Source organism: Methylotuvimicrobium buryatense 5G, from assembly GCF_000341735.1.
In the GTDB taxonomy this organism is placed as follows: domain Bacteria; phylum Pseudomonadota; class Gammaproteobacteria; order Methylococcales; family Methylomonadaceae; genus Methylotuvimicrobium; species Methylotuvimicrobium buryatense.
The window spans coordinates 4,655,142-4,661,451 of record NZ_KB455575.1 but is presented as its reverse complement, the minus strand read 5'-3'; the positions used below and the strand labels follow the sequence as shown (position 1 = coordinate 4,661,451).

Annotated in this window: 7 protein-coding genes; 1 reads left to right on the top strand and 6 read right to left on the bottom strand. The window is 51.0% G+C overall.

Annotation, left to right across the window (positions count from 1 at the left end; translation table 11 throughout):
* Positions 1-88: 88 nt before the first annotated feature.
* From ruvB to serA, 6 genes are all read right to left on the bottom strand, one after another.
* Positions 89-1,120, bottom strand: a complete 1,032-nt coding sequence (ruvB, locus tag METBU_RS0121075) for a Holliday junction branch migration DNA helicase RuvB (RefSeq protein WP_175421730.1) — start codon at positions 1,118-1,120, stop codon at positions 89-91.
* Complete coding sequence (gene ruvA, locus METBU_RS0121070; protein WP_017842500.1) at positions 1,120-1,725, bottom strand: Holliday junction branch migration protein RuvA; 606 nt, start codon at positions 1,723-1,725, stop codon at positions 1,120-1,122. The genes ruvB and ruvA overlap by 1 nt, the downstream gene beginning before the upstream one ends.
* Positions 1,722-2,222 carry a crossover junction endodeoxyribonuclease RuvC gene (gene ruvC, locus METBU_RS0121065; RefSeq protein WP_014147527.1) on the bottom strand — a complete coding sequence of 167 codons (501 nt, stop codon included), beginning with the start codon at positions 2,220-2,222 and terminating at the stop codon, positions 1,722-1,724. The genes ruvA and ruvC overlap by 4 nt, the downstream gene beginning before the upstream one ends.
* Before the next feature lie 367 nt (positions 2,223-2,589).
* The gene (locus METBU_RS0121060) at positions 2,590-3,342 is read right to left on the bottom strand and encodes a YebC/PmpR family DNA-binding transcriptional regulator (protein WP_017842499.1); all 753 of its coding nucleotides are present in this window, start codon (positions 3,340-3,342) and stop codon (positions 2,590-2,592) included.
* 53 nt (positions 3,343-3,395) lie between these two features.
* Positions 3,396-4,037 (bottom strand): HAD-IB family phosphatase, encoded by a 642-nt coding sequence (locus METBU_RS0121055; protein WP_017842498.1) that lies wholly within the window; start codon positions 4,035-4,037, stop codon positions 3,396-3,398.
* Entirely contained in the window at positions 4,034-5,617 is a 1,584-nt protein-coding gene (gene serA, locus METBU_RS0121050) for a phosphoglycerate dehydrogenase (protein WP_017842497.1), read from the bottom strand. The genes METBU_RS0121055 and serA overlap by 4 nt, the downstream gene beginning before the upstream one ends.
* 148 nt (positions 5,618-5,765) lie before the next feature.
* On the opposite strand from serA, the gene METBU_RS0121045 reads away from it, so the two are divergent.
* The gene (locus METBU_RS0121045) at positions 5,766-6,308 is read left to right on the top strand and encodes a peroxiredoxin family protein (protein ID WP_017842496.1); all 543 of its coding nucleotides are present in this window, start codon (positions 5,766-5,768) and stop codon (positions 6,306-6,308) included.
* The last annotated feature ends 2 nt before the right edge of the window (positions 6,309-6,310 follow it).

Below are 6,310 nucleotides of genomic sequence, written 5' to 3'. Positions count from 1 at the left end.
CCCCCTTCCCCTTTCCCCTTTCCCCTTTCCCCTTTCCCCTTTCCCCTTTCCTCTTTCCTCTTTCCTCTTTCCTCTTTCCTCTTTCCTCTCAAGTAAACAACTCGTCGGTTGCGCCCATTTGTACCGGGGGCTGCAAGCCGAAATGCAGATAAGCATTCTGCGTTACGACCCGTCCTCTGGGCGTACGCATAATAAAACCTTGTTGCAACAAATACGGCTCCAGCACATCTTCGATCGTGCCGCGCTCTTCGCTAATCGCGGCCGCCAATGTGTCTAGACCTACCGGGCCGCCGGCAAAATTGTCGATCATCGTTCTAAGCAATTTTCTATCCAACGCATCAAAGCCGTTATTATCGACTTTGAGCATCGCCAGCGCTTCGCCGGCGATTTGTTCGGAAACCTTGCCGTCGCCTTTGACTTCGGCGAAATCGCGCACGCGCCGCAATAATCGATTGGCAATACGCGGAGTTCCCCTCGAACGGCGTGCAATTTCATGAGCACCTGCCGATTCGATTGCAATTTTCAGTAAATTTGCCGAACGCGTCACAATGGCCGCCAATTCCTCGACCGTATAAAATTCGAGCCGCTGCACGATGCCGAAACGGTCGCGCAACGGCGATGTCAAAAGACCTGCGCGCGTCGTCGCGCCGACCAGCGTGAACGGCGGCAGATCAAGCTTGATCGAACGGGCCGCGGGACCCTCGCCGATCATAATATCGATTTGATAATCCTCCATCGCCGGATACAGCACTTCTTCGACCATTGGACTCAAACGGTGAATTTCGTCAATGAACAAGACATCATGCGCCTCGAGGTTGGTCAACAATGCAGCAAGATCTCCGGCTTTGTCGAGCACCGGCCCCGAAGTCTGACGAATATGCACATTCATTTCGGCGGCGATGATATTGGCCAAGGTGGTTTTACCAAGGCCCGGCGGCCCGAAAATCAGAACATGATCCAATGCTTCCTTACGTCCGAGCGCGGCCCGGATAAAGATATCCATCTGCGTCCGCAATTCTTGCTGGCCGACATAATCCTGCAAACGCTTAGGCCGAATCGCTCGATCCTGGCGTTCTTCATCATTGCTACCTTCGGCGCTGATCAAGCGGTCGCTTTGAATCATTTCGCTGCCCCTTGCAGAGCTAATCTGATGATGTCCTCACAACTTTTGCCTTCGGCAGGAATCGCGCGAACCATTCGCCCCGCATCTTGCGGTTTGTAACCCAACGCGCATAACGCGCTAATCGCCTCCTGAATCGGCTGGGCGGCAATCGCCGGTAATATCGTCTCGCCACTTTGGGTCGAAACCGACGAACCGTCCAATGCGGGTAAGCGGTCGCGCATTTCGACGATTAAGCGCTCGGCGGTCTTTTTGCCGACACCGGGTAAGCGCACTAAAGACTGAGTATCGTTATTGTGAATACAACGATGAAACTCTTCGGCGCTTTGGCCCGACAAGATCGTCAAAGCTAATTTAGGCCCGACACCATTGACTTTGATCAAGGTTCTGAACATCAAACGATCGGCTTCGGACGCAAAACCGAATAGGATATGCGCGTCTTCCCTTACAACTAGATGCGTGAACAACTTGACCTCTTCACCAAGTTTGGGCAAGTTGTAAAACGTCGTCATCGGCGCTTCGATTTCATAGCCGACGCCATTCACATCGATCACCAATACCGGCGGTGCCTTACTCGCCAGCTTCCCCCGCAAATAACCGATCATCCGGGCACTCCGAGCCGAAGGCGTTGCGCGGTTTGCTGGTAATGCGCATGACACAGGCAAATCCCAAGCGCGTCGCCGGCATCGATTTGCATGTCGCCTTGTAAATTTAACAGAATTTTAACCATATGCTGAACCTGCGCTTTTTCGGCATTACCCTTACCGACCAAGGCCTGCTTGACCTGCCTCGCCGCATATTCGTAAACCGGCAAACCGGCCGCCTGTACCGCGCAAATAGCCGCCCCCCGGGCCTGGCCCAATTTAAGTGCCGAATCTGCATTTTTATGCATGAAGACCTGTTCTATCGCCATTTGGTCGGGCCGGTAGAGCTCGACCACCTGTACCAATCCTTCGAAAATGAGTTTCAACCGGTCCGGGAAATAATCCGAACCGACCCGGATACTGCCGCTGGCAATATATTTCGCGCCACGGGACGTATCCTCGATGATCCCGTAACCGGTGATGCGAGACCCCGGGTCTATGCCTAAAATTTTGGTCACTGAGTAATGATGTCGGTTGCGGGTGAACGGCAAAAAAGCATTTTCATTCGAAAATACAACACGCTATGGAACAGGTATGAAATAACTTCTTCAATAGTCGAAAGGGGATTTAACCTTAGGAATATACACAAAATAACTTGTACAAGTAGTAGGCTTTGGGCGGTTTGGTGACTCGCTTGACAGGACGCCGTGAATACATCCATGTTGGCTTGGCGGCGGAATCTGATTGCCATGGATGCCATGAATGCAGATTTTGCAGGAGCAAAAATCTGCCCTGCCGCCGACACCTATCAATCGAGCCACCACCCCCCTCTTCCAACAGTTGGTTAAGTTATTTCATGCTCGTTCCTTAAGGAACGGAAAGCGGTCAAACAGCTGACATTTGCTCCATGATTTCATCGCTGATATCGGCATTCGAATAGACGTTTTGCACATCGTCCAAATCTTCGAGCCGGTCGATCAGCCGCATCAACTTTTCGGCTTCCTCGGCGTTCAACTCGGCACTGGTCGAAGGTTGCATCGTTATCTCGGAATTTTCCGGCTTGAAATCTTTCGCAATCAACGCTTCCTTGACGTCCATATAACTCTCCGGCGCCGTGATGACGTCGATAGACCCATCTTCATTGGTCACGACATCATCGGCTCCGGCTTCGAGCGCTGCTTCAATCACTGCATCCTCATCGACCGAATCCGGAAAACTGATAATGCCGACTTTGTTGAACAAATAAGCTACCGAACCGTCGGTACCGAGATTACCGCCCGCCTTACTGAAGGCATGGCGCACCTCGCCGACCGTGCGATTTCGATTATCGGTCAAACAATCGATCATGATCGCGACACCGGCAGGTCCGTAGCCTTCATAGCGTACTTCCTCGTAATTTTCAGCTTCCAGCGCTCCGGTTGCTTTTTTGATCGTATTGTCGATCGTATCGCGCTTCATATTGGCGCCCAGCGCCTTATCGATCGCGGTGCGCAAGGTCGGATTCGAAGCCGGATCGCCGCCGCCCGCCTTTGCCGCAACTGAAATTTCACGAATCATTTTGGTAAAAATTTTGCCGCGCTTGGCATCCTGCCCGGCCTTCCTATGCTTGATATTTGCCCATTTACTGTGTCCAGCCATTGCGTCTCTCTAAAACTTTTAAAAAACGGCGGATTTTAACATTTCGCCATCAGTTAAGAAATAAATCTAAGCACACCGAGCAATGACGCATCGTCAACGTAGTAATCAGCGTGCTCCCGAACCTTAGGCCGGTCGACTACACCGCCAAAACCGATAAAACATGCTCCGGCCTGCTTCGCTTCCAAGTCGGTATTGCCGTCGCCTACCATTGCCAGCGACAAGCCATTTTGTTTTAAACGGGTACAGATTTCGGCTTTACCGCCGGCTCTCGCCAAAACCGAATCGCGGTCGTAATCAATATAAGCCCCGTCTTCGTTAAAAAAAACATCGACCGCATGCACATGACTCTCCGGCACATTCAAAAATGCCGCCATCGGTAAAATAGACTGTCGAATGCCGCCGCTAACGATATAGACTTCGCAGCAATCGGCGCGTAATCTGGCAAATAATTCGGTAACGCCGTCGACAATTTCGCTCAGATATCGCTCGGCCAGCCAGTCGATTGCCGCTCGGTCCGGCTTGATCAAATCCAAACGTTGTCCGTACACGGCCTCCAGCGGCACTTCGCCATTCATCGCGGCATCGGTCAATTTAGCAATAGCATCGCCTTGCCCTAAGCGATCGGCCAACTCGTCAATGCCTTCAATCCGACTCAAGGTGCTGTCGAAATCGAAACAAATTCGATCGAATCTCATAAAATAATCTGCGTCGCTTGGCAAACAGCCGGGACATCGCACAACTGGCCCAGTATTTCATCGGTTAAAGGCTCGGAAATGCTGATCACAGCCATGGCTCGCTCTTCTTCGTCAGCCGCGCTGACTTCCATGCGCGTGATATTGATATTGGAATTGCCGAGCACCGCACTAATGGCCGAAATGACGCCCGGCTTGTCATCATGCCGAGTCACAATGAGAGTACCTTCGGGAACGACTTCTATTTCGAAGCGATCGATTTGAACCAAGCGCGGATGCGATTCGCCGAGTAGTGTTCCGGATAAGGAAATCGATTGATCTCCGCAAAATCCGGTGACTTTGACCAACGACAAATAATCGTGTGTTTCCTCGGTTTTCGACTCGACTAAGGCGATACCTTGCCGTTTGGCGATTTTTTCGGCATTGACCCGATTAACCGGCGTCGATAATTTACCGGCCAACAAACCGACCAAGGCCTCGACCGATACCGGACGAGCCTCGACTTCGGATGCTTTGCCGAATAAAGCGACCTCGATCCGTTCGATCGGTTTCGTCGCCAAATTGGCCAAGACCTTGCCGAGGATATTAGCCAATCTCATAAACTGGCTGGCTTTTTTCAACTGCTCGGCAGACATTCTCGGCAAATTGAGCGCATTGACCGCCTCGCCGGTCGTTAAATAGGTCACGGCCTGCCTCGCGATTTCGACACTAACCGCGACTTGAGCTTCACTGGTCGATGCGCCCAGATGCGGCGTAAAAACAATATTGTCCAACGTCAACAACGGCGAATTGACCGGTGGTTCATGTTCGTAAACATCCAACGCCGCTCCGGCGATATCATTATTGACGAGCGCATCGTAAAGAGCGGCCTCGTCGATCAAACCGCCTCGGGCGCAGTTAATCAACATCGCACCCTTTTTCATTCGAGCCAATTGATTGCGCCCGATGATGTTTTTGGTTTTTTCGATCAATGGACAATGCAAGGTCAAATAATCGGCTTTTTCGATCAACTGGTCGAGATCAACCGGTTTAACCCCGTAACTTTCGAAGATTTCCGGAGTTACGAACGGATCGTATGCAATGACCTGCATTCCCAATCCTAAAGCCCGCTGAGAAACGATGCGTCCAATCGTACCGAAACCGAGTATTGACAACGTCTTATGCGCGACTTCGGACCCCATTAATTTAGAGCGTTCCCATTTCCCTGCGCGAATCGACCTGTCGGCAAACGGCAAATGACGACTCAGCGACAACAAATGCGCGATCGCCAACTCGGCGGTAGTCGTCGCATTGGCATCGGGCGTATTCATAACGATGACGCCTTGTTCGGTTGCGGCGGCCAAATCGACATTATCGACGCCGATACCGGCGCGACCGACAACTTTCAAACGTGAAGCCGCTTTGAGTACTTTCTCGGTCACTTTAGTATCGCTGCGAATCAACAAGGCATCGAAATCGCCGATTATCTCGCAAAGACCGTCTTCGTTAAGTCCGGTTTCGATATGAATATGAATATCGTCTCGATCATTCAAATAGTTAATGCCGGCTTCAGCCAGCTTGTCGGAGATGAGTATTTTGTACATGAATGTAAAGTCTTGAAATGGGGCTCAGAAAGTGCATAGCTTAACAGCTTTGCTATAATCGGTTAATCGTAATCAAGCAAAAAAGACAGTTCGAGATCGATTTCGATCGCAAGCACTGTCAAAATTCCAACAAAACATTAAAAACCCCATGAAAACCAAAGAATGGTTCATCGGCTTGGTCGTCGCAGGTTTAGTAGCATCAGTCGCCTGGATCACGATCAACCCGGCATCGATGACGGCTCCCGACATTACGTTCATGAGTATTACCGGAGAAAAAATCAAACTGAAGGATTGGCAGGGCAAACCGGTCATCGTCACCTTCTGGGCTACCGACTGCCCTGGCTGCATCAAAGAAATTCCGCATTTGATCGAATTGTACCGGGAGTATCATGAGCGCGGCTTGGAAATAATAGCGGTAGCAATGTACTATGACCCACCGAACCATGTCGTCGAAATGACCCGCGCCAAGCAATTACCTTACAAAGTCGCGCTGGATCTGCAAGCCGACCACGCCAAGGCCTTCGGCGACGTGCGCTTAACCCCGACAACCTTTTTGATCAAGCCGGACGGCATGATTGCGCTACATAAAATCGGTGAATTCGATCTTGCGGATATGAAAAAGCGCATTGATTCTTACCTCGTTCCCAAGCTCCAGCTTGAGAACGAGAAACTTCATGCTCTTCATGGTTAAAT